Consider the following 19652-nt stretch of genomic DNA (forward strand, 5'->3'; position numbering starts at 1 on the left):
AAAGCGGTCGTCTCGTCGAAGGCTTCGAGTCTCGGAGCTCCGCACGCCGGCGGCGGCCCACGCCACGCCCCGGACCAATCCCGCACCAGGCCCCCGCAACCACAAGCACACCGCCGCCGAAAACCACCCCCCACCCTCGGCCGGACTTCGCCGGGCCAAGTCGTCGGTGACCGGGGTTGGGTGGTTACTTGGTGAAGGCTTGGCGGAGGTTGGCCAGTTCGTGGGCCAGGATGTCCTGGTCGGTGAGGGGGCCTCCTGCGGCCAAAGTGTTGGCGTCGATGTGTTGGAACTCGGGCATTTGCATCGTGCCGCAGCAGGTGGAACGGTCCTGGTCCGCGCGTAGGCTGGGGGAGTTCCGGTCCGCCGGTTCGACGTTGGTCACCTCGTGGGTGCCGTCGCCTGTGTAGTCGGGGTCGGTCAGGTTCAGGCGGCCCTCCAGGACCGCGTCGAGTGGGGTCGGGGAGACGACGACCTCGCGGAGCGCGAATCTGTTGCGCAGGAACGTGCGGTGGTTTGCCGGGTCGTTGCGTTCGGCGGACAGGCGCAACATCCCGTTGACCACGTCGGCGTACGTTGCGTCGGTTGCGGGGGCGGCCACGATCGCGTCGAACAGTAGTTTGCAGAGGTGGTCGGCGACCTCGATGAGGACGATCGTGGGGTCCTTCGTTCGGGCCTGGCGGATGCGCTCGAACGCGTAGATGTCGGCGAGCGTGTCGTAGATTCCGCCGGTGAACACCTGCGAGATCGCGTGTACTTCGTTGCCGACCTCGCTCAGCTTGAGGTCGTTGTCGGCGTTGCGCAGTCCGAACGGGAGCCCGAGGGCCCGGCCGAACTGTTCGGCGAGGGCGGACAGGAACTGGCGGGCGTGCAGGTCGGCCTTGGCCAGGGCGACCAGTGCCTCGGCCTGGTCCGGCTGGGACAGGGCCAGGAAGATCGCGGTGAGGTCGCCGAAGGACTCGTGCAACCCGCCGGTCTGCGGGGTGTTGCCGCTGCTCAGCCAGCCGGGTTTGAGGCCGTCGAGGATGGAGTGTCCGGTCTCGTGCGCGACGATGTCCAGGGACCGGCACGTGAAGACCGGCGAAGTGCCGCCCTGGGGTGTGAAGAACAGGAACTTCAGTGCCTTGGCCGCCCGGCTGTAGAAGGCGTTGGCCCCGGATCCGGCTCGGGGGAAGACGGTCAGCCGGTCGATGTTGCCACCGACGTTCCAGGCGAACGGGATCGGCGCGCCGTCGTTGTGTCGTTCGTACATCGACACGGTCTCGCGCACCACCGCGAAGGTGTGCGCGCAGTCGAACTCGGCGGTGTCCGGCTCGAATTCGAAGTCGCCGGTGGTGTTCCTGGCGACCGGGGTCACCCCGGGAAGCTCGGTCGAGACGCGGGCGTCGGTGGGGCCGTTGAGCACGACCGTGGGTACGAACACCGACCGCACGGCCGGGTCGGCGACCGTCGGGTCCTGCTTGAAGATCCGGAACCGGTGGCCGGGAACCGGCGGCACCGGCACCGGAATCGGCCGCGGCGCGGGCCGCGGGACCGGCTGCGGGATCGGCGCCGGCGCGGGATCCCCGGCGCGCGGCGCGGGGATCGACGGGGCGGGGATCGAGTCGGTCACAACCGCGCCGTGAACGCTCCGGGGAATCGGCATGTATCCCGCCTTCCTGCAACGCGACACGGCGCGTTGCCGCCTGCCGGTAAGGGCGACCACGAAGAGCGGCACGGTTCGCCGCCGCCGCGGCACACCCGGGTACCCAGCAGACTCCGCCGGGTTCGCCGAATGGTCAATACAATGATTTACGCCGATTCGGGACACCGCCGGCGCACCCGAATTCGCCCTGGTTACACCCCTGTTGCGCCGGTCGTGGTGCCGATCCGGGCGGCCAGGCCGTCGAGGATCAGGCGTACGCCGTAGCGGAAACGCGCCGCGGAGTCGGTGGCCGTCAGGGCGTCGAGCGCGGGGCCGACGTCGGGGTATTCGCGGGCGTCGATGTCGACGGTATGTTCCTCCCAGACGCCCCGGGCGACGAGTTCGTCGCGCGCCTGCTCCTCGATGGTGTGGCCGAACACGAAGTGCAGCAGGGCGAACGCGGCGAGGGCGGCCTCCTCGCGCGGAGCCCCGGCGGCGATCACCGCCCGGATGGCGACCTGGCCGACCCGCAGCGTGTTGGGTTCGCGCACGTAGGTGCCGGAGACGACCCGAGCGCCGTCGCGGTGGGACATCAGCGCGGCGCGCAGCCGCCAGGCCAACTCCGCCAGCCGATCCAGTCCCGGTCGGTCGGGATCGACGTCGCCGACGCCCTCCATCAGCCGCTCGGACATCGCGTCCAACAGTGCCTGCTTGTGCGCGAAGTGCCAGTAGAGGGCGCTCGGTTGCACGCCGAGCACACCGGCGAGCCGACGCATCGTCAGCTTGTCGAGGCCATCCGTCTCGAGCATGGCCATGGCCCCGGCGAGCACGTCCGAGCGGTGTAGGCGCACCCTGTCGATCCCTTCGTCACCGTGTTGACACGTACCGCCACCCTACCTAACCTGAACACTGTTCTACATGAACACCGTTCAGGTCTATCGGACCTCGGAGAACGAGGAGAACCCATGGAGAACCGCAACGTGCTCGTCGTCGGTGCGAGCGTGGCCGGGCCCGCGCTCGCCTACTGGCTGCATCGATACGGCTTCGACGTCACCGTCGCCGAGCGCGCGCCCGCGCCGCGGCTGGGTGGGCAGGCCGTGGATATCCGGGGTGTCGCCCGCGAGGCCGTCGAGCGGATGGGCCTGGCCGCCGAGATCCGGCGCGCCCACACCGGTGCGCGTGGTCTGGCGTTCGTCGACGCCGCCGGGCGCAGTACCGCCACCGTGCCGGCCGACCTGCTCGGCCACTCCGGTGGTGCGGTCGCCGAGATCGAGATCACGCGCGGCGACCTGGTTCGCATCCTGCACGAGGCCACCCGCGCGGACACCGAATACGTCTTCGGCGACGGCGTGATCGGCCTCGATCAGGACGACGACGGCGTCACGGCACACTTCGCCGGCGGCGCCGATCGCAGGTTCGACCTGGTTGTCGGTGCCGACGGGTTGCACTCCGCTGTGCGGGCCGCGGTCTTCGGGCCGGAATCGTCGTACGTGCGGCCGCTCGGCTCACACCTCGCGATCTTCGCCACGCGCAGCCCCGTGCCGCTCGACGGCTGGTGGAAGTTGTACAGCGACCCGGTGCGCGGCGGTGCGCGGACGGCGGGCCTGTACCCGATCGGCGTGGACGGCGAGGCTCGCGCGATGTTCTTCTTCGACGCGCCGCCCCCGGAGTTCGACCGGCACGACGCGGTGGCCGGGCGGGAGTTCGTCGCCGACCGGTTCCGGGGCGCGGGTTGGGTCGTGCCCGCGCTGTTGGATGCCATGTGGGACGCGCCGGACTTCCATCTCGACGCGGCGAGCCGGGTGTACATGCGGCGCTGGTCGAAGGGCCGCGTCGTGCTGGCCGGTGACGCGGCGCACTGTCCCGCGCCGCTGTCCGGCATGGGTACCAGCCTCGCCTTGGTCGGCGCGTACGTTCTCGCCGGCGAACTCGCGAGCGCGGGCGGCGAGTACCGCACGGCGTTCGCCCGCTACCGGCACGAGATGGCCGACTACGTCGAGCGCGGCCAACGTCTCGCGCTCGACAACATCCCGGCGATCCTGCCCGGGAGCCGGACCGCGGTGTGGGTACGCGATCGCACCACGCGCATGTTGCCGTGGACGCGGCATCTGCCGCGCCTGCCCTGGGCGGGCGGCGACGGGACGGACGAGGCCGCGAGCGCGCTCACGCTCCGGGACTACGCGAAGCGGACGCGCCCGGTGGAGCGGACGGGCTGAACCGCGCAGGGTGGGAGGCCCTGTTCCGGCCCGGCGCGGTCAGGGAGTCGCGGGGCGTGCGTGGCGATCGAGGAAGGCTTCGACGAGGGCGTCGGTGTAGGCGTCGTCGATCGGCTCGTCGGTGACCAGGACGCGGTAGTAGAGCGGGCCCACCAGTCGGTCCGTCTCGCCGGCGATGTCGAGGTCGGCGGGCAACCGGCCGTCGGCGATGGCGCGTTCCAGGGCGAGGCGGTCGCGTCGGCGTTGCGCGTCGAGCCACTTGGCACGGAAGTCGCGGCCGAACGCCGGATCGTGCTGGGCCTGGGCGATCAGCGCGCGAAAGACCGCGCCGGAGTCGGACTTCGCGAGGAAGTACGCGAGCCGGCGCAGGTATTCGCGCAGGTCGCGGGCGAGGTCTCCGGTGTCGGGCATCGTCAGGTCCTCGGCGGCGTCCTCGAGGAAGGCGTCCATCAGCACGTCGGTCTTGGTGCTCCACCACCGGTAGATGGTCTGCTTGGCCACCCCGGCGCGGGCGGCGATGCCCTCCATCGTGACGCCGGCGAAGCCCTTCTCGACGAGCAGGTCGTCGGCCGCCTCGATCACCGCCAGGCGGGCTCGTTCGCTGCGTCCGTGTCGGTTGCCGTGGTGCTGTCGAGCCGATCCGCCGGGGGCATCCGATCCGCCGACGGTGGTGGTGCGGGCGTCGGCACCCGGTGTCCTCGATGTCATCTCGCCTCCTCGGGTCGAGGGTATTGCATCCGGGAAAGGCCGCTAGCGTAGACGCTACGTTGCGTCTACGCTGAGTGGCATGACATTCACTCACACGCTCGCCGACCCCCGCATCCGTACCGCCCTCGACCGGATGTTCGGACTGGCCGAGCGCGACGACGCCATCGCCGCGACACTGCCCGCCGGCTACGCCTCGATGTCGGCCCACGAGAAGGCCGACGCCGCCGCGGGGATCCACATGCCGATCTCCGCCGCGGGCGGTGTGCTGCTCTACAACCTGCTCCGGGCCACCCGCCCGACCACGGTGGTCGAGTTCGGCATGTCGTTCGGGATCTCCACGCTGCACCTGGCCGCGGCCCTGCGGGACAACGGCGCGGGACGCGTGTTCACCACGGAACTCAGCAAGGAGAAGATCGCCGCGGCCCGCGGCACCTTCGCCGAGACCGGCGTGGACGACCTGATCACCGTGCTGGAGGGGGATGCCCTGGACACGCTCGCCGCACTGGAGGCGCCCGCCGACTTCGTGCTGCTCGACGGCTGGAAGGACCTGTGCCTGCCGGTGCTGCGCCTGCTGGAGCCGCGCCTGCGGCCGGGCACGCTCGTGGTGGCCGACGACATCGACCAGAGCTCGATGCGGCCGTACCTGGACTACGTACGTGACTCGGGCAACGGCTACGAGAGTGTGAGCTTCCCGGTCGAGGACGGGATGGAGATCAGCTGTCGCCTGTGACGGGGCGGAGCCGGGTGCGGCGATAGGGGGCGCGGCGGCCGGGGCCGAGGGCCCGAGGGTCAGCCGAATCGCGTGCGAGGGGTGGGTTGTCGCGCGCGATTCGGCCTATCGGTCGCGCCGGGCGGTTTCTAGACTCCCCATGGGTTCCACCGGGATCGTGGGGCGGCAGGCCGATTTCCGGCCGCGGCCCCGGGCGTCGACGCGGGTGTTCGACCCGTTCATTCGCCATGCCATCCAGGGGGACACCGTGCGCGTCCGGAGGTCGGATCGCACGTCCCGACGGGCGCTCGTGCCGCCGCCGATCCCGCTCGCACCGGGAACGCGGCCGGAGGAGTACCAGCCCTTCGGGTACGGCGGACCCGTGGCTCCCGATGAATGGGGCCGCCACGGCGGAGACTTCGTCGATCGGGAGCGGGGGTCTCGGGGGAGGCTCGTGCTCGCGGCGTTGCTCCTGATCGCCGGCGCCGTCGTCGCCACCGTCCTGTTGACCGGTGGTGACGACTCCGCCGACGCGGCGGCGCCACCCGGACCGGGCACCTCGGGGGCGCCCGGCCCGGGGGCGTCCGGCGGCGTGAGTCCGGTGACCGGCGAACTGCTTGCCGCCTATCAGCCGCAGCAGGTGACCAGACAGGCCGTCGAGGGCGGGATCCGGGTGACCTGGCGAGCACCCGCGCGCACCGACGGGATCGCGGGATACCTGGCCATCGCGCAGAGTCCGTCCGGCACCTACCAAAAGACCGCGTTCCCGGCGACGAACACGCTGGACGCCATGCTCTCGGGGGACCCGGTGACCGCCGATTCGTGCGTGATCGTGGTGACGGTGATCGACGGAACACCCGGGATGAAGGTGGCACCGGGCGGGCTGGTGTGCGCGACCGGCGGGCCGGGGGCGCCCGGATCGGTGCCGCCGTCCGCCGCGACGAGGAAACCGGAATCCAAGCCCTGACCGAAATCGCGACCGAACCCGATGTCGACGCCGCGACGCCGTCGCCGACGCCCGGATCGGCACCGCCGGACCGTGCCGCCCGAGCCGTCCGCCCACACCGCGCCTCGTGCCCGTGCATGCGCTTCGCCTGACCGAAGGAGCCCTCGTGACCGGTCGTTCCACTCCTTCCGTGGTGCCCGCGTGGCCCGTCGTCCGCATCGAACTGTCGACGGACGGCAGGGTCCGGGTGGACGGGACCGAGGTCGCGGTGCCGCCGGGCGTCGACCCCCGCGCGACCGCGCTGGAGGCCGCCGCGGCGACCGCACGTCTCCTGCGCCGTCCGGTGCGGGTCGCCGCCGTCGAGCCGGACGGCACCCTGTTCCCGCTCATCGTCACCGGGAGCGGCGAGGCGACCGCGGCGAACGACCCGGTCGCCTCGCCACACAAGCGGCGCTCGCGCCCCGGCCGACGCAGGCGCGACCCAGAGGCCCCCACCTCACCGGTCCGGGGGTTCGGCGAACCGAGCGGGCCGACGGCCGTGTTCGGCGCTCCCGAAGCCCCGACGCGGGGCACCTCGGCCGAGTGGGGAGCCGAACCGACACCCACACCGATGGCCCCGGAGGACCTCGCACCACCGACGACGGACCTCCCACCGCCGAAGGCGGAAACCCCACCGACGCCGACGGCCACGCCCTCGCCTGCGACGGCGATGCCCACGCCCGCACCGACGCCCGCGTCCGCGTCCGCGACGTCCACGCCCCTGCCTGCGACGGGGATGCCCATGCCCGGACCGACGCCCGCGTCCGCGACGGCGACGCCCACGTCCGTGCCCGCGACGGGGTTGTCCGCGTCGATGTCCGCGCCCGTGACAGGGGAGTCCGCACCGACGCCCGCGTCAGCGTCAGCGATGGCGACGCCCACGCCTGCGATGTCGACGCCTGCGCCCACGCCTGCGATGTCGACGCCTGCGCCCACGCTTGCGATGGCGATGCCCATGCCCGGACCGACGCCCGCGTCCGCGACGGCGACGCCCACGTCCGTGCCCGCGACGGGGATGCCCGCGCCGATGCCCGCGCCTGTGACAGGGGAGTCCGCGCCGGTGGTGGCGCCTGGACCCGCGTCGACGGCGGCGCCCATGCCCCCGTCTGCGACGGGGATGCCGACGCCCGCGTCCGCGACGGGGTTGTCCGCGCCGATGTCCGCGCCCGTGACTGGGATGTCCGCGCCGGTGGTGGCGCCTGGGCCCGCGCCGACGGCGGCGACGCCTGCGCCCGTGTCGATGTCCGCGTCCGGGACGGGGATGTCCGCGCCCGTGTCGGCCGTGGGTCGGCAGGCAGGGTCGGTGGTCGGTTCGGGTGCGGGGGCGGCCGCCGGTTCGGCTGCGCCTGAGGCGTCCGCGTCCGCCTCGGCTTCGGTGGCCGCTTCGGGGTTGCCCGAGGTGGCCCCGTCCGCGTTCCCGGAGGATTCGGCGCGCGCCGCCTCCGCCGAGGGAACCTCGACCGGTTCGGAGGTGCCCTCCTGGCAGCCGCCGGGTCGGCGTACCGCGCCTGTGGCCGAGCCGGCCGTATTGCGACCGCCCGCTCCCGGGCCAGCCGATGCGCCGAAGCCGACCGTCGAACAGGCCCGGACCGTGGCCGAGATCGCGCGGTCGCTGCGCGCCGGCGATGGTGAGCGGGCGATGACGCTGGCCGCCGCCCTCGATGCGACCGTCGAGGCGGGCACCGACCAGCGGGCCGTGCCCGCCGCGCGTGAGGTGCACGCGTATGTGGCGCTGATGACCGATCGGCCGGGACTCGCGGTGGAGTTGTACGCCGATGCCGCGCCGGCCTGGGTCGGCCGGCCCGAGGAGACCGCCCGGATGGCCAGGAACGCGCACTACTCGTGGTTGCGCGTCGCCGAGCCGCGGTCCGCGTACGATCTCGGCGAGGTCGTACTGCGCGCGTACGCGACCCTGCCCGACGACCCCGGGCGTGAGGCGGTCCGCGACCGGATGCGCGCGTTGCGCTCGCGGCTGTCCGACGGGTAGCCCGAAGGCGCCCCCCGACGTGCCCCCGGAACCTCTGCGGAACGCCCCGGCGCGGCCCCGGAACCCGCGTCGTCCCGATCGCGTGAGGGCGACGATCCGGATTGCGTTCGCAAACCCGGGGCTACCCACGGGTAATGGGGTGGGGAGGAGCCGTGACCCCTGCGCTAGGGTGACGCCGTGCCTTCACCGCTCGCCGGCCGTTTCACCCTCGTCGACCCGGTCGGGACCGGAATGTCCGGCTCGGTATGGCGGGCGTTCGACCATCGGTTGGGCGGCTACTGTGCCGCCAAGCTGGTGCGTCCGGCCGACGCGGGCCTACTGCTGCGTGTGGTTCGCGAACAGGGCTTCCGGCTGGAGCACCGGCACGTCGCGTCGCCCTACACGTGGGTGGCCGACGGCGACGTACTGATCGCGATGGAGCTGTTCGCGGGCGGATCGCTCGCGTCGTTGATCCGCGACTACGGCGCGCTGCCGCAGTCGTACGCGGCGGCGATTCTCGGCCAACTCCTCGACGCCCTGGACCACGTGCACACGGTCGGCCTCCTGCATCGCGACGTCAAACCGGCGAACGTGCTGCTCGACGTGACCGGTCACGACCTGCCCCGCTGTCTGCTGGGCGACTTCGGCCTGGCGCTGCCGCAGGAGGGACCGAGGCTGACCGAGTCCGGTCATGTGGTGGGTACTCCGGGCTACCTGCCGCCGGAGGCGTCGCTCGGCGCGGCGCCGGACGTGCGGCGCGACCTGTTCGCGCTGGGCGTGCTGGCGTGGCAACTGCTCACCGGACACGAGGATCCGCCCGACGAGCCGCCGACCGTGCCGGTGGGAGCCGGTCCGTTGTGGGACCTCGTGGGTGCGATGACCTCCGCCGACCCGTACGGGCGGCCCGAGAGCGCCGCGCGGGCGCTGGCCCGGCTGCGGGAGATCGGGCGGAGCGCCGGGGAACGCGAGCCGGCGGTACCCGCGTTCACCGCCGACGGAGAGCCGATCGAGGTCTTCGACGTGCTCGGCCCGCTCCCCGAGCACGCTCCGGCGGGGCCGGTCCTGCGGGGCGTGCCGCGCGACCCGGAGATCCGGATGGACGGCGGGCCGGGGGCCCGGGGGAGCGCCGCGCTGCGTTTCGTGCCGATACCCGAGCCGATGCCCGGACCCATGCCGAGACCCACCGCCGAACCCGGGCCCGGGTCCACGGCCGTACCCATCCCCGGGTCCGCGACCGCACCCACGCCCGTACCGGCAACCCATGCGCCGCCGGGCCGCGAGCCCGGCTCTCCGGAAGGTACCTGGGCCACGTTCGAGCCGGTCGCGCGGCCGGCCGGAAACCCACGTCCGCCGACACGTGTCGTGGGGCGGCGCGGTCTGCTGCTCCTGGGCGGACTGGCCGCCATGGGGGCGACCACGGCGTGGCTGACCATCGGCGGGGACCCGGCCGACCCGCCGACCCCGACGTCGCCCCCGAGGCTGACGGGCTCCACGGTGACGGGCGCGGTGTCCCCCGGCACCGCCCCACCACCCACGCCCTCCGCCACCACCCGGCCCCCGGCGCCCGTCGCGGGCGACACCCCCTGCCAGTGGTACGAGGTGATGACCGAGGCGCGGACCGCGTCGGGCACGCGGGTGCGCTGCACCTATCGCGACGACGGCTCGTATCGCTGGACCCCGCTCGGGACGGGGTGAGACGAGCCGGGGCCGGCGCGATTCCGGACGCTGTGCCGAAGGCCACGCGACAACCCGTCGGCGGACCCGAAATTGCAATTGCAAACGCGTCGTTCGAGGGGCATCATGCGACGATGACGAAGGCACCGGGGGACCAGGAAGCCATCGCGCGCAACCGCGCGCGGCAAACCCAGTGGTACGGCGAGCCGTTGCAGGATCGCTTCCGCCGGCTCCTGGGACGCCTGGGCGCGTCGCAGTTGGAACTCGCCGCCCTGCTGGGCCTGTCCGCGCCGATGCTCTCCCAACTGATGTCCGGGCAGCGGGCCAAGATCGGCAACCCGGCCGTGTTGTCCCGACTCCAGGAGGTCGAGGCGCTGGTCGCCTCCGCCGACTTCGAGCGTCTGCCGGACGCCGACCGGGTCGTCGCGTTGGAGCGGATCAGGTCGCATCAGCCCAGTACCCGTACCGCGTTGCGACTGAACGGGCCGGAGGTGCTGACCGGGCCGGCCGCCGATCCGGCCGTCTCGGTGCAGGCCGTGTTGCGGGCGGCGGCCTCGGCCGCCGAGATCGAAGCCGCGGCCGAACTGCTCGCGGCGGAGCACCCGGGCCTGGCCGAGGTGTTGCGCGTGTACGGCAACGGGCGCACCGCCGATGCCCGCGAGCACTTCCGGGCCGTGGTGCCGCTTTCGTCGTGGTGAGCCGGCGGCCGCCGCCGACCGCCGGCTCGCGCCCGGCTCATCCCGCGGCGCGCGACACCTTGTCCTCGGCGGCCCCGTGCCGCAGGGTGTACGACGGCAACTGCCCATAGGTTTCGCGGTACATCGACCCGAAGCGCCCGAGATGGCCGAAGCCCCAGCGCAGGGCGATGTCGGTCACCGTGTCCCGGGACCTGCCCTCGGCCACGTTGACCAGGTCGGCGTGCGCGCCCGCCAGGCGCACCCGGCGCAGGTGGCCGACGGGGGTCACGCCCAGGTGTACGCGGAACTTCTCCTGGAGGGTGCGCACACTCATCCCGGCCGCCGCGGCCACGGCGCCGACCGAGATCGGCTCCCCGGCGTGTTCGGCGCAGTACGCCAACGCCCGGCGCAGCCCGTTCGGTTCGTCGGCCCCCGCGCCGGTCCGCAGCGGCCCGGCGCCGTGGGCGGGCGCGCAGGAGAGCAGGCCGTGTACGAGGACCTGCTCGAAGTGCCGGGTGGCCGTGCGCGAACCGACCAGGTGCCCGCCGCCGGAGTCGACCATCGTGGCGAAGTCGCGGGCCAGGGAGAGCCACTGCCGCACCCCGAGGTCGCCGGCGTCCAGGTAGGGCCCCAACTCGCGGGGGCTCCAGGGCGAGCGGACCACGCCGTTGCCCATCGCGCGCCGCATCACCTCGCCGGGGATGCGCAGGAGCACCACGGAGGTGTCGGGCTCCCAGGACAGGCGCGACGGGCGATCGGGGCCCAGGACACAGGGGGAGAGCGTGTTCTCCGTGCCGTCGATCAGCACCCGGCCCCAACCGCGGTGGCGGATCGGGATCAGGTAGTCCGGCGAGCTGCCGTCGAGGTACACGTCGGCCCGAGCGCCGTAGGCGAGTTCGTGGATCGTGACGATGCCCTCGTGCAGGGCCCGGAAGGTGGCGTTGATCCGGCCGCCGGGCACGCGCAGGCGGTGCGGGCCCAGGCGGGACGCGACCGCCGCGTGCACGGCGGCCGGGTCGGTACCGCGGTAGAGCGCACGTCGGTGGGGGCCGGCATCGGTCGGCCGGGGGCGCGGTATCGCGGGCGCGGACCCGGGGCCGCCCTGCTTCCGCTCGACCAGGACGGGTCGGAAGTCTGTCGATGCGGACATGATCTCCTGGCTCTTCACGTCGCGGGGACGGTTCACGGGGGATACGGTGCGCCCGTCGTCGCGGCGCGGCGGGCGCACCGACGCGACGGACGGGTCCCGGATCGGCGACCCGGCGACCGGGCCGCGGGCGGCGTCGCGGCCGCCCGCGGGCGGGAGAATCGGGCGCCGGTGATACGTACCCGTCGGCCCCATTTGCCCGTCCCGCATTGAGTCCGCCGATCGTTTGGGACATTCGAATGTCACGGACCGCGTTCGATTGAACGCCGGTTTGTAGATTGTGTATCGGAGCGGGAATCGACATAAGGTCGAGGACGTTACCTAGGACTGGTAAATTCACCGGTAACTACGTGGGCCGCGTAGGGTCGGCTCAGTCACGGGGGCTCAGAATGTCGAAAATTGAAGACCGAAACCCGCTGCCTACCGCGTTGTTGGCCACCCCGGCCATGATCAGGGCCTGCGCCGACCGCGATCTGGGGGCCATATTCCGGCTCGCCCAGGACGACCTCGGATTTACTCTGAGCAAATTGGCGCGGCTGTGCGAGATGACGCCGAGTCGTGTCGCCGATTACGTCAAGGGAAGGGCCCAGGTCCGCCAACAGCACGTGGTCGAGCGTGTTTCCCAGGGCCTGCGCATTCCCGGCGAGATGCTGGGTCTGGCCCCGCAGCCGTGGGAGGAGGACGCGCCCGCGCAGACGCCCGACCCGGTCGCGCCCGGGGCCCGGACCCCGGCGCCGCGCGGCGCGGGCGCCGACCGGCGCGAGCCCGGGCAGCGCGGCGTGGCCGACTACTGGGAGCCGACCCCTCGGGACCCTTCCCCGCACGCGCCGCACCCGTTCGGCGACGCGGTCGAACTCTCGCTCGACGTGGACATCGTGGTGGACCGGGACGGGCACGTGCGCCTGACCTACCGCCAGGTGGTGCTCAACCTGACCGGCCGCCCGCTCACCCGGATGGTCCGGGAGTTGTGGTTCGAGCGCACCCGCGGCCGGCTCACCATCACCCCGACCGACGCCTGCGACCGACAGATCGCGATCCAGCGACTGTACGACACCACCGGGCTGACCAAGTTCGCCTGCCAGATCTCGCCCCCGGTGCCGCCCGGGGAGACTACCGTCATCGAATACGTGTGCGAGGGAGGGTTGTTCGTGGATTCGACGTACTGGCACCAGGCCATCGCGCGGCCCACACGACAGTTCTCCCTGAGCGTGACCCATCACGGTGTCGCCGAGTTCCGCGGATGCGGCGCGGTCGAGGAACATCCGGACGGCTCGGAGAACTCGATCACCCAGCACACCCGCTGGAGCCTCGACGAGGACCGACTGCACGTGACGCTCTCCAGGCAGGATCTGGTCGCCAACGAATACGTGACGCTGCGTTGGGATGTGGTTCATGACAGTGCGTAACGAGGTCGAGGCGGCGATCCGCGCCTGGCACCGCTTCGAGACCGAGCGGGGCGGTGCCGCGATCATCGACTTCGACTTCTTTCCGCGGGCCGATCCGGTGCCGGCCGCCGGCAGCCGGCTGGAGGTGCACGCGCGGCTGACCGAGCTGGCGCGGGCGCCGGAGGTGGCCGACGTGCCCGGTCTGGCCGGCCGGCTGGCCGCCGATCTCGCCTACCTGGGAACGCAGTTGGGCGAGTGGCCGGCGCTCGGTCCGTACGTGCGGGCCACCCAGGGATGCGCGGTCGCCGGCTGGTCGGCCGACTACGTCGGCGAACGCGGCCTGCTGGCCCAGCGGCTCCTGGACAAGCTGGGGGTCGGCTGGCACGGGGCCACCGATCGGGACCTGTGCGTCCTGGAGGAGCCGGTGGCCGCCGAGCACGTGGCCGCCGAGATCCGGGCGGCCGCCGCCGCGTACGAGCCGGCCGTCCGAGCGCTCGCCGGCGCGTACGCGGCGTACGAGCTGAGCATCGAATGTGTCGACGTCGACGCCTACTGGGCCTACTGGCTCGACGGCGCCGGGCTGAACGTGCGGCTGCGGCTCAATCCGCGCAACGCCCGGTTCACCCGGGCCGGCACCCGGCAGTTCGCCCTGCACGAGGTGCTCGGCCACGGCCTTCAGGCGGCGAGCTTCGCGGACCGCTGCGGCAGCGAGGACGTGCCGTGGGTGCGGGTGTTGTCCGTACACGGGCCCACCCAGGTGGTTCTGGAGGGTCTGGCCCAGGCGATGCCGCTGCTCGTGGCACCCGACGACGACGTGCTGATCGCCCGCGTACGTCTCGACCACTATCTCCAACTGGTGCGCAGCGAACTGCACCTGGCGATCAATCGGGGCGTCGGCGCCGGGGCGTGTGCGGCGCACGCCCGCGCGCGAGTGCCGTTCTGGGGCGACCAGGAGATCGCCGACCTGATCGGCGACCGGGGAGCCAACCCGCTCCTGCGCTCCTACCTGTGGGCGTATCCCGCCGGATTCGACTGGTTCGTCCGGCTGATCGAGGAGGGCGGCCCGGTGGCCGACGAGGTGGTGCGCGAGGCATACCGCAGCCCGCTGACCCCCGACGACCTGCACCGACTCTGGGCCGAGGGACCGCGCGTCGGCGGCAGCGGGAACCCGCCGCCGCCGCGCCCGCTCGCCCACCCGTGACCCCGCCGCACCGGGCTCGCGATCGGGCCCGGTGCGGCGGGGTCAGGAACCGGCCCGCGCCGTCGTCAACCGCCGCCGGGCCGCGCGCGCCCCCGGCGAATCCGCGACCCCGCCGACCGCGTACGCGTGCAGCACCAACGCGCCGGCCGTGTCCGCCGCGACCGGGTCGGTCACGCGCAGCCAGCAAAAGTGCGCGTTGGCGGCCATCCGGGCCGGCGCCTCCCCGGCCCCGCCGTCACCCAGCGTGGCCGCCTCGGCATACAACCGCACCGCCACCTCGGGGTGCCCGGTGGCCAGCGCCACGTACCCGTAGACCTCGCGCGCGGCCAACCGCTCCGCCGGATGGGCCGCGGTCGCCCCCGTGCGGGAGTCCAACTCGGCGGCCAGCGTCATCGCGCCGGCATGGTCCCCCGCGCCCATCGCCGACCGGATCAGGTCGAGCAGTCGGCGCTGTTCGGCGCCGGGCGTCGGCACGCCGGCACCGAAGGTGTGCGCCGCGGGGGCCGGCGGATGTGCGCTCGCGGCCGGCTGCGGCGGGGTCCACGACGGCGTCGCCACGTCGGCCTCGGCCAGGGCAGGCGGCGCCACGACACCCGGAGTCGGTGCCGGCGCCGGCGCGCCCTCGGCCGGGGTCGGCCCGGCGGCCGAGGAGGACCCGGGTCGACGCAGGCCGAATATGCCGCGTCGGCGCTCGGCCGGGATCGGCGCCCCCGCCTCGGCGATCGAGCGATCCGCGTACACGTCCAACGGGAAGATCGTGCCGTCCGCCTCCCGTGCGTGCACCCGCACCGGCTGCCCGAGCAGCCGCGCCCGCTCGGCGACCACCGCGAGCGCGGCCCCGCGCGGATCGTCCCCCGGGGACACGACGACCACCTCGCCGGCCACGCGCACGGAGTGATCGGCCGAGATCTCGACGAGGACGACGGGTCGGTCGGCTGCGACGTCAATTGCCACGAGGGGCTCCTCGATATCAGGAATCGGCACTTACGCGACATGGGGGTGACGCGCAGTGGAAATCCGGTCACGGCGCGATCGACGGGGGGTCGCGATCGAATGCCCCGGCGCCGCGTCGATGCGCGGACCGGCCGGAATGAAACGGGACGGAACTGAGCGGAACTGAATCGGAGCATACATAGGAGAGCGTTCGACGAACAGCGGCGGGACCTCGAACGGCGCAACAGTTCGACGTCGAACTCTTGGGTTCCGATATTTCCCGGCGGCCGATTCACGGCATCGATGTTTCCGGCGTATTACCATCCGTCGGCAGCGCCGGACCGCCGCCCGCCGGGGCGATCGGGCGGCCCGGGTCCGCAATGTCCCGCATTCCATGCGGTTACCTTTCAGTTTACCGAGAACGGGTAACCGTGGCGACCTTTGCGCACCCGCTCCGCGCCGGGATCCTGGCAACCGCCAGGCACGATCTCGCATCGGCGGAGAGACGACGCATGAAACTCACGAACAAGGTCGACGTTCTCGGCGGGCCCAGGGACACGATCGAGTTCCCGTCCCCGGCCCGGACGGCCGCGGCGATCCGGCGCCTCGCGGCGGTGTACCCGCACACCGCCCTGCCGAGCATCCACGAGGAACTGGTCGCCGTCCGGCGACACGCCACCACCCTGCGGGCACCGGGCGACCCCGACGACTCGCGCGTCGACCCGCTGACCAAGGCCCTGGCGCGCGGTGTGTCCGCGTGGGCCCTGCACGACCTCGGCGACACGCGCGAGGCGCTGGCGATGGCCCAGGCCGGACTGCTCGACGCGGTCGTGGAGGCGCGCGACCCCAGCGCCGAGGTCTGGCTGCGCGGCGTACAGTCGCTGATCGCCTACCGCGCCGGCTGGGTCCACGAGGCTCTGCGCTACGCCCGACTGGGCGCCTCCGTACGCGACATGGGGGTGGGCACCGCATCGGTCTGGCTGCACTCCCTGGTCGCCCTCACCCAGGCCACCCTCGGCGACGCCCTCGCCGCCTCGGCGGCACTGCGCGCCGCGGCCGACGCGCGCAAGTTGGCCCGCCGCGACGAACTGGACGAGATCGGCGGCCTGCTCGTCTTCGACCCGGCCGAACAAAGCGCCTACGAGGCACTGACCCGGGTCTTCATCCCCGGCGCCGAACGCCGCGCGATCGAATGCGGCGAAACCGCGCTCGGCACGTACGCCGCGATCACGCCCGAACGTTATTCGAGCACCGACGAGATGATCGCCCGGGTCTCCATCGCACTCGCCTACGCGAATCTGGACGAGATCGAGGCGACCACCGAGGCGCTACGCCCCGTGCTGCGCATCGAACCCTCCTGGCGCGTCGACGGATTGCGCTCCCTCGTCATGCTGGTGCACGAGCGCCTTCGTCGGCCGATGCGCGTGCGCGAGACGCGGGTGCGCGAACTCCAGGAGGAAATCGAGACCTTCTGCCAGATGCCGCTGTCCCTGGACACCCACACCTGAGCCCGATGAATTCCCGGGAACCACGTCGCCGGCACCGCGCGGGCCCGCCGCGCATGCCGACGGGTGGACCCGGAGCCGGAGTTCGCGCCGCGCCGCGACGGTCAGGAGGCCACCCGTCCCTTCAGCCGCATCGCCGCCAGGACCCGCTCCTGCGCCAACGCGCGGGCGGCCTCGTGCGACGTGACCCCGCGCCGCGCGCTCTCCTCGTGCACCCGCACCGCGTTCTCCCGCAACTTCGTGGACACGCTCGCCCGGATCACCTCCGCGTCGGGCCGGAACGCGGAATACCGCGCGTCCATCGCGAACCCGGCGGCCACCACGCCACCCGCGTTCGCGATGAAGTCGGGTACCACCACGACCCCGCGCTCCGCGAGGACGCGCTGCGCGGCCGGCGAGGTGGGCAGATTGGCACCCTCCACCACCAACCGGGCGGTGATCCGACCGGCCACCCCCTCGTCGATCACGTCCTGCAGCGCGGCCGGGACCAACACCTCTGCGGGCACCACCAGTTCGGAACCCAATGCCTGCACCACCCCGCCGGCGTACTCCTTGACCGCGAGATCGCCGACCTCCGCGTGCAGGCGCGTAAGGCGCTCGACGTCCAGACCGGCCGGGTCGTACAACGCCCCGTGCACGGAGGAGACCGCGACCACCGTCGCACCCAACTCGGCGAACCGGCGCACCGCCGCCGACCCGACCGCGCCCAGCCCCTGGACCGCCACCCGCGCTCCGACCAGGGGCAGGTCGATGCGCGCGGCCAGCGCGTCGGCCACCTCCGCGACCCCGTACCCGGTCACCCCGAGTCGGTCGTAGGGCACCCCGCCCAGCACGGAGTCGGTGCCCACCGCGGCCCCGCGGTCGCCCAGTTCGTCCTGGATGATCGCGGCGTCGTCCTCGGTCAACCCCATGTCCAGGCCGAACACGTACTCGGCGGGCACCTCGTTCGACAACGCCCGCGCGAAGGCCCGCAGTACGGCCTCCTTGTCCCGACCGGTGGGATCGCCGACGATCCCGGCCTTGGCGCCGCCGTAGAAGAGGTCGACCGCGGCCCACTTCCACGTCATCACCCGGGCCAACCGGGCCACTTCGCCGGTGGTCACCGTCGGGGACATCCGGGTACCGCCCTTGCCCATCCCACGGGCGGTGTTGTCGATGACCAACACGCCCTTCATACCGGTTCGGGTGTGTGACACGGAGACGACCTTCTCCGGCCCCCACTGATCCATCAGCGACAGGACATCCGACATGGCGAAGCACTCCTCGAGACCCAACGATCGATTCGGTCGACGTGCTCCAACAGCGTCGTGGCCGGCACCACGGGTGCCAAGGTCCGCCAGACCGCGACCTCTTTCGAGCCAGGGCAAGGAACTCTGATGCTCAACCCCCGTTCGAGCCAGGCCAAGGACATCTGATGCTCAACCCCCTGCATCTGCGCACGCTCGTCGAGGTGGTGGTCACCGGATCGTTCGCCCGCGCCGCACGCCGCACCGGATACACGGCCTCCGCCGTGTCCCAACAGATCGCCGCACTGGAACGGGCGGTGGGCACACCGCTGTTCGAGCGCGAGGCACACGGGATCCGACCGACCGGGATGGCCTTCACGATCGCCGAGCGGGCCCGCGAGTCGATCGCCGTACTGGACAGCCTGGAGCGCGACATCCGCGACGTGGTCCAGGGCCGCAGCGGGCGCCTGCGCCTGGGCACCTTCCCGACCGCCGGGGAACGTCTGGTCCCCTCCGCGGTGGCGGAGTTGACCCGTTCGCACCCCGGCGCGGAGATCCTGCTCGACGAGGCCGAGCCCGACGATCTGCTGCCGCAGGTACAAAAGGGCGACCTGGACCTGACCCTGGTCTTCGCCTACGACCTGGTGCCCCGGGTGTGGCCCGTCGAACTCACCGTGTTCCCGCTGATCGAGGAGACGCTGGTCGTGCTGGTGCCGGCCGGGCATCACGCGCTGCGCCGCTCCGACGGGATCGACCTCGCCGACCTGGCCGACGAGCGGTGGGTGGCCAGCAGGCCGGGAACCGCGGGCGCCACCAGCCTGTTCCGGATCTGCGCGGTGCACATGTTCGCCCCCAGGGTGGCCTTCCGGAGCAACGACTACGACGTGGTCCAGGGTCTGGTCGCGGCCGGCGCGGGGGTGGCCATCGTGCCCGGTCTGGCCTACCAACCCCGGGAGGGCATGGTCGCCGTACCGCTGGCGCAGACCCCGTCGCACCGGCGGGTGTTCGCGCTGTATCGCACCGCCAACCACAACCCGCTCCTGAAGGCCGCCCTGGACGCGTTCGTGCTCGCCGGGCGCGGCCTGCAGGGCCGTTTCGTGCGCGCCGACGAGTCGATCCGGTCGACGTCCGAGGAGGACGAGACGCCGACGACCGAACTCGACGAGGCGGTCTGATCGGCGTGATCGGCGTGTGACAGGTGACCGAAAGCGGGTTTCCGATTTCCGCTGCACGGTCGGGATTTCGATATTCGAGGCGGCGGTCCGGCATCTGCCGTGATCGCCGATTCGAAATATTTCGGAAAACGGGGAGCGGCTCCCCGGTGGATGGCCCCCGGGGATCGTGGGAGGTGTGTGCCGGCGTCACAACGGATGGAGAACGGGTAGAAATCGGGAGTAAATCGGACTGATCGACCCGACGATGCGACCCCGCGCGCCCGTTCGTGGGCGGCGCTCCACCGTGGGCACGGGCCGTCGCGAGCCGGCTCCTCCGGTGTCCGGGCCCGGGGGAGAGGGGCGGTTCCACATTACCGATCCATTCGCCCGCCTCAGTGAAGCAAAGCGCGGATCCCGACGTCAAGGACGCCGGGCGAATATCCATTGTGCGCGACCGGCGGCTACCGGCGGCATTCCGAATTCGGCACGGAAATACGCGTCCGTCGGCGCGGATGGCCCTATGGTGTCCCCGATGCGCGTGCGCC

The 19652-nt window shown here is 72.5% G+C and carries 17 protein-coding genes; 11 read left to right on the forward strand and 6 right to left on the reverse strand.

The window, feature by feature from the left end; all coding sequences use genetic code 11:
- Window positions 1–184: 184 nt before the first annotated feature.
- Together EMA17_RS01290 and EMA17_RS01295 are read right to left on the reverse strand one after the other, a co-directional pair.
- Entirely contained in the window at window positions 185–1609 is a 1425-nt protein-coding gene (locus tag EMA17_RS01290) for a gluzincin family metallopeptidase (protein WP_126634968.1), read from the reverse strand.
- Between the two features lie 224 nt (window positions 1610–1833).
- Window positions 1834–2472: a TetR/AcrR family transcriptional regulator C-terminal domain-containing protein gene (locus EMA17_RS01295; protein ID WP_126634969.1), complete on the reverse strand. Its 639-nt coding sequence runs from the start codon at window positions 2470–2472 to the stop codon at window positions 1834–1836.
- 114 nt (window positions 2473–2586) lie between these two features.
- Here EMA17_RS01295 and EMA17_RS01300 point away from each other — a divergent pair, with 114 nt between their 5' ends.
- Window positions 2587–3837, forward strand: a complete 1251-nt coding sequence (locus EMA17_RS01300) for an FAD-dependent monooxygenase (protein ID WP_126634970.1) — start codon at window positions 2587–2589, stop codon at window positions 3835–3837.
- Between the two features lie 39 nt (window positions 3838–3876).
- Here the strand turns inward: EMA17_RS01300 and EMA17_RS01305 are convergent, their stop codons facing one another.
- Entirely contained in the window at window positions 3877–4545 is a 669-nt protein-coding gene (locus EMA17_RS01305) for a TetR/AcrR family transcriptional regulator (protein ID WP_126634971.1), read from the reverse strand.
- 79 nt (window positions 4546–4624) lie between these two features.
- Here EMA17_RS01305 and EMA17_RS01310 point away from each other — a divergent pair, with 79 nt between their 5' ends.
- The 6 genes from EMA17_RS01310 to EMA17_RS01335 all read left to right on the forward strand — a co-directional run bounded on the left by EMA17_RS01310 (window position 4625) and on the right by EMA17_RS01335 (window position 10577).
- On the forward strand, window positions 4625–5275 hold the full coding sequence (locus EMA17_RS01310) for an O-methyltransferase (RefSeq protein ID WP_126634972.1): 651 nt from the start codon (window positions 4625–4627) through the stop codon (window positions 5273–5275).
- A gap of 433 nt (window positions 5276–5708) precedes the next feature.
- Window positions 5709–6221 (forward strand): hypothetical protein, encoded by a 513-nt coding sequence (locus EMA17_RS01315; protein ID WP_126634973.1) that lies wholly within the window; start codon window positions 5709–5711, stop codon window positions 6219–6221.
- 561 nt (window positions 6222–6782) lie between these two features.
- Window positions 6783–7589 carry a hypothetical protein gene (locus tag EMA17_RS01320; RefSeq protein ID WP_126634974.1) on the forward strand — a complete coding sequence of 269 codons (807 nt, stop codon included), beginning with the start codon at window positions 6783–6785 and terminating at the stop codon, window positions 7587–7589.
- Between the two features lie 241 nt (window positions 7590–7830).
- Window positions 7831–8226, forward strand: coding sequence for a hypothetical protein (locus tag EMA17_RS01325; protein WP_126634975.1), 396 nt, complete (start codon window positions 7831–7833; stop codon window positions 8224–8226).
- A 177-nt stretch (window positions 8227–8403) separates the two neighbouring features.
- Window positions 8404–9900, forward strand: a complete 1497-nt coding sequence (locus EMA17_RS01330; RefSeq protein WP_218042585.1) for a serine/threonine-protein kinase — start codon at window positions 8404–8406, stop codon at window positions 9898–9900.
- Window positions 9901–10013: 113 nt separating this feature from the next.
- Entirely contained in the window at window positions 10014–10577 is a 564-nt protein-coding gene (locus EMA17_RS01335) for a helix-turn-helix domain-containing protein (protein ID WP_126634976.1), read from the forward strand.
- Between the two features lie 37 nt (window positions 10578–10614).
- On the opposite strand, the gene EMA17_RS53725 is transcribed toward EMA17_RS01335, so the two are convergent.
- Window positions 10615–11706 carry an AraC family transcriptional regulator gene (locus EMA17_RS53725; RefSeq protein WP_246126381.1) on the reverse strand — a complete coding sequence of 364 codons (1092 nt, stop codon included), beginning with the start codon at window positions 11704–11706 and terminating at the stop codon, window positions 10615–10617.
- A gap of 386 nt (window positions 11707–12092) precedes the next feature.
- Between EMA17_RS53725 and EMA17_RS01345 the strand changes: the two genes are divergently transcribed.
- On the forward strand, window positions 12093–13109 hold the full coding sequence (locus EMA17_RS01345) for a helix-turn-helix domain-containing protein (RefSeq protein ID WP_126634978.1): 1017 nt from the start codon (window positions 12093–12095) through the stop codon (window positions 13107–13109).
- Window positions 13096–14289: a hypothetical protein gene (locus EMA17_RS01350; protein WP_126634979.1), complete on the forward strand. Its 1194-nt coding sequence runs from the start codon at window positions 13096–13098 to the stop codon at window positions 14287–14289. The genes EMA17_RS01345 and EMA17_RS01350 overlap by 14 nt, the downstream gene beginning before the upstream one ends.
- A 42-nt stretch (window positions 14290–14331) precedes the next feature.
- Here EMA17_RS01350 and EMA17_RS01355 read toward each other — a convergent pair whose 3' ends face one another.
- Complete coding sequence (locus tag EMA17_RS01355; protein ID WP_126634980.1) at window positions 14332–15243, reverse strand: hypothetical protein; 912 nt, start codon at window positions 15241–15243, stop codon at window positions 14332–14334.
- 491 nt (window positions 15244–15734) lie between these two features.
- Between EMA17_RS01355 and EMA17_RS01360 the strand changes: the two genes are divergently transcribed.
- On the forward strand, window positions 15735–16730 hold the full coding sequence (locus EMA17_RS01360) for a hypothetical protein (RefSeq protein WP_126634981.1): 996 nt from the start codon (window positions 15735–15737) through the stop codon (window positions 16728–16730).
- Between the two features lie 101 nt (window positions 16731–16831).
- Here EMA17_RS01360 and EMA17_RS01365 read toward each other — a convergent pair whose 3' ends face one another.
- A complete protein-coding gene (locus EMA17_RS01365) occupies window positions 16832–17977 on the reverse strand; it encodes a Glu/Leu/Phe/Val family dehydrogenase (RefSeq protein ID WP_126634982.1) in 1146 nt (381 codons plus the stop codon).
- A 164-nt stretch (window positions 17978–18141) separates the two neighbouring features.
- Here EMA17_RS01365 and EMA17_RS01370 point away from each other — a divergent pair, with 164 nt between their 5' ends.
- A complete protein-coding gene (locus tag EMA17_RS01370) occupies window positions 18142–19128 on the forward strand; it encodes a LysR family transcriptional regulator (protein WP_126634983.1) in 987 nt (328 codons plus the stop codon).
- The last annotated feature ends 524 nt before the right edge of the window (window positions 19129–19652 follow it).

Source organism: Embleya hyalina (assembly GCF_003967355.1).
In the GTDB taxonomy this organism is placed as follows: domain Bacteria; phylum Actinomycetota; class Actinomycetes; order Streptomycetales; family Streptomycetaceae; genus Embleya; species Embleya hyalina.

Coding starts and splice junctions, on each gene's coding strand:
- EMA17_RS01300 (WP_126634970.1), top strand. CDS start 2,587: ATGGAGAACCGCAACGTGCTCGTCGTCGGTGCGAGCGTGGCCGGGCCC.
- EMA17_RS01305 (WP_126634971.1), bottom strand. CDS start 4,545: ATGACATCGAGGACACCGGGTGCCGACGCCCGCACCACCACCGTCGGC.
- EMA17_RS01310 (WP_126634972.1), top strand. CDS start 4,625: ATGACATTCACTCACACGCTCGCCGACCCCCGCATCCGTACCGCCCTC.
- EMA17_RS01335 (WP_126634976.1), top strand. CDS start 10,014: ATGACGAAGGCACCGGGGGACCAGGAAGCCATCGCGCGCAACCGCGCG.
- EMA17_RS53725 (WP_246126381.1), bottom strand. CDS start 11,706: ATGTCCGCATCGACAGACTTCCGACCCGTCCTGGTCGAGCGGAAGCAG.
- EMA17_RS01345 (WP_126634978.1), top strand. CDS start 12,093: ATGTCGAAAATTGAAGACCGAAACCCGCTGCCTACCGCGTTGTTGGCC.
- EMA17_RS01350 (WP_126634979.1), top strand. CDS start 13,096: ATGACAGTGCGTAACGAGGTCGAGGCGGCGATCCGCGCCTGGCACCGC.
- EMA17_RS01360 (WP_126634981.1), top strand. CDS start 15,735: ATGAAACTCACGAACAAGGTCGACGTTCTCGGCGGGCCCAGGGACACG.
- EMA17_RS01365 (WP_126634982.1), bottom strand. CDS start 17,977: ATGTCGGATGTCCTGTCGCTGATGGATCAGTGGGGGCCGGAGAAGGTC.
- EMA17_RS01370 (WP_126634983.1), top strand. CDS start 18,142: ATGCTCAACCCCCTGCATCTGCGCACGCTCGTCGAGGTGGTGGTCACC.